Genomic DNA, 2,540 nt, shown 5'->3' with positions numbered 1-2,540 from the left:
GCCACCGACCGATAGTTGCCCATCGATCGGGTAGGAAATCTGCCGACGATTTCGGGGGTGAGCGGGTGTTGGACTTTGCGTCGTTCGAGCTGGCCGACCTGCTGCCCTTCATCCTGGTGGGATTCGTCGCACAGGTGATCGACGGCGCGCTCGGCATGGCGTTCGGCGTGATCTCCAACACGCTGATGATCAGCCTGGGCGTTCCCCCCGCCGCGGCGTCGGCCGGCGTGCATGCGGTCGAGACGTTCACGACCGCTGCGTCGGGAATCAGCCACGTCCTCCATCGCAATGTCGACTGGAAGCTGTTCGCGCGCCTGGCGCTGCCCGGCATGCTGGGCGGGTTTCTGGGTGCCTATGTGCTAAGCAACGTCAGCGCGGACGCCGCCAAGCCGTTCGTCATGCTCTATCTGGCCGCGATCGGGGTCTACATCCTCTGGCGGGGGCTCAGATATCCGCCGCAGGAGAAGAAACCCAGGGTGATCGAGCCGCTCGGACTGATCGGCGGCTTTCTCGATGCGGCGGGCGGCGGCGGGTGGGGGCCGATCGTCACCAGCAACCTGCTGGTCCAGGGCTCGAACCCCCGGCACACGGTGGGCACCGTCAATACGGTCGAATTCTTCCTGACCCTGACCGTTTCCGCCACCTTCCTCGCCCATTTCGGGCTGGCGACCTTTACCTATGCGATGCTCGGCCTGCTGATCGGCGGCGTGATCGCGGCGCCATTCGGTGCGATCATCGCCAAGCGGATGCCGACCAAGACGTTGATGGTGCTGGTGGGCGTCGTGCTGACCGTCACCAGCATTTACGGCGCCTACGCGGCATTCGGACGCTGATCGGAAGCAGGCGGCCGTCGTTTAGATTTCCACCCCCTGGAGCAGGCGCGGCAACTTGCCCGTCTCCCCCCGCGCCTCGGCCATGAAGCGGCGCTGAAGAGGCGCGATGCGCGACACGACGTCCAGCCCGAAGCGGCGGATCGCGCGCGGGCCGCGCCCCGGCATGCCGAACAGGCGGGTCAGCGTGTCGGTGGTGGCGGCGACGAGGAAATTGTCGAACGCGCGCCAGCGCTGATAGCGCGCGAGCAATTGCGCATCGCCCAGGTCCATGCCCAACCGTGCCCCTTCGATCACGACCTCCGCCAGCGTGGCCACGTCGCGCAGGCCGAGGTTTAGCCCCTGGCCCGCGATCGGATGGATGCCATGGGCGGCATCGCCCACGAGGGCGAGACGCTGATCCGTGATCCGCGCGGCATGGTGGAAGCCGAGCGGGTAGGCCGAACGCGGGCTGGCCGAGCGGAGCGCGCCCAGCATCCCGCCCATCCTCTTTTCCGCCTCCGCCAGGAAGGCGCGGTCGGGCAGGCCGATCATCGCCGGCCCGTGTGCCGCGGCGACCGTCCAGACGATCGCCGACCGATGCCCCACATCGTCGTCCGGCATCGGCAGCAGCGCGAAGGGGCCCGAAGGATAGAAAATCTCGTAGGCGATCTCGCCATGCGGCCGTTCGTGGCCGAGCGTGGCGATGATCGCACTGTGATCGTAGCTCCAGCGCGCGATGCTGATTCCGGCCGCCGCGCGGGTGGGGGAATTGCGCCCCTCTGCCGCGATCAGCAGCGGCGCGGCGAAGCGGCGCCCGTCGGCAATCGTGACGCGTGCCGACATGGCATCGCGTTCGACCGCGATCGGTGTCGCGGGCGCGAGCAGGGTCAGGTTCGCCGCGTCCCTGGCGGCTTCGTGCAAGGTCGCGCGCAGCAGGCGATTCTCGTACATCCGGCCGAGCGGACCGCTCCCCTCGGCGGGGTCGAACACCAAGGCGCGCGGGGCGAGGCCGTCGCTGACATGGATCGAGCGGATCGCGCAGCCCTTGCCGGCAAGCCGTGCGCCCACGCCGATCGTGTCGAGCATGTTGTGGCTGGCACTGGCGATGGCCGATGCGCGTCCATCGAACCCTCGCGCGAGCGTGGCGGCCGGATCGACCGGATCGATCACCACGCAGGCGATGCCCCCGGCATCGAGCGCGAGCGCGAGCGTCAGGCCGACCAGACCCCCGCCCAGGATGATGACGTCGGTGCGGTGCGTATCGGCGGAGAGCATCACGATCCTTTAGGCGCTTGCGGGCTGCTTGCGAAAGAGCACGCGGTCGTCGTGATTGAAGGCACGAAACCAGATGATCGCGCAGAAGATGGCGAGGATCAGCGGCACGCCGACTGCCAGCTCGAACCATTCAAGCTCGTGGGGGACGCGGGTCACCGCCCAGCCCGCCAGTCCGGCCACGATCGCCGCCCAGACGAGCGGCCAGCGCCAGCCATTGACCCGCGCGCCGAGCAGGCGGTGGAGCAGCAGCGCCTTGGCTATGGAAGCCGCGCCCACAGCAATCGCCAGTGCGACGGCGGGGCCTGCGGCGGCGACGGGATCATCGCGCGGGGCGGGGCGGGGGCCGATCCAACCCGCCTCTTCCAGTGAGGGGAGCAGCGCGCGGAACAGCAACACCAGCACGATTGACAGCAAGAGCTGGAGCAGGACCATGCCGACCGAGATGGCAAGGTT

Annotated in this window: 2 protein-coding genes and 1 pseudogene; 1 reads left to right on the top strand and 2 read right to left on the bottom strand. The window is 68.5% G+C overall.

The features are described from left to right. The first annotated feature begins 65 nt into the window (after window positions 1–65). Window positions 66–833: a sulfite exporter TauE/SafE family protein gene (locus ACOJSF_RS05330; protein WP_420141188.1), complete on the top strand. Its 768-nt coding sequence runs from the start codon at window positions 66–68 to the stop codon at window positions 831–833. A gap of 21 nt (window positions 834–854) precedes the next feature. On the opposite strand, the gene ACOJSF_RS05325 is transcribed toward ACOJSF_RS05330, so the two are convergent. Both ACOJSF_RS05325 and ACOJSF_RS05320 read right to left on the bottom strand, forming a co-directional pair. Continuing rightward, window positions 855–2,087, bottom strand: coding sequence for a UbiH/UbiF/VisC/COQ6 family ubiquinone biosynthesis hydroxylase (locus ACOJSF_RS05325; protein WP_420141187.1), 1,233 nt, complete (start codon window positions 2,085–2,087; stop codon window positions 855–857). A gap of 9 nt (window positions 2,088–2,096) precedes the next feature. Then, window positions 2,097–2,540: pseudogene (locus tag ACOJSF_RS05320) on the bottom strand (lipopolysaccharide biosynthesis protein); the annotation flags it as partial.

It is taken from the genome of Sphingomonas sp., from assembly GCF_048594985.1.
In the GTDB taxonomy this organism is placed as follows: domain Bacteria; phylum Pseudomonadota; class Alphaproteobacteria; order Sphingomonadales; family Sphingomonadaceae; genus Sphingomonas_I.
The sequence above is the reverse complement of the archived record's forward strand: the minus strand, read 5'-3'. Positions and strand labels throughout refer to the sequence as shown.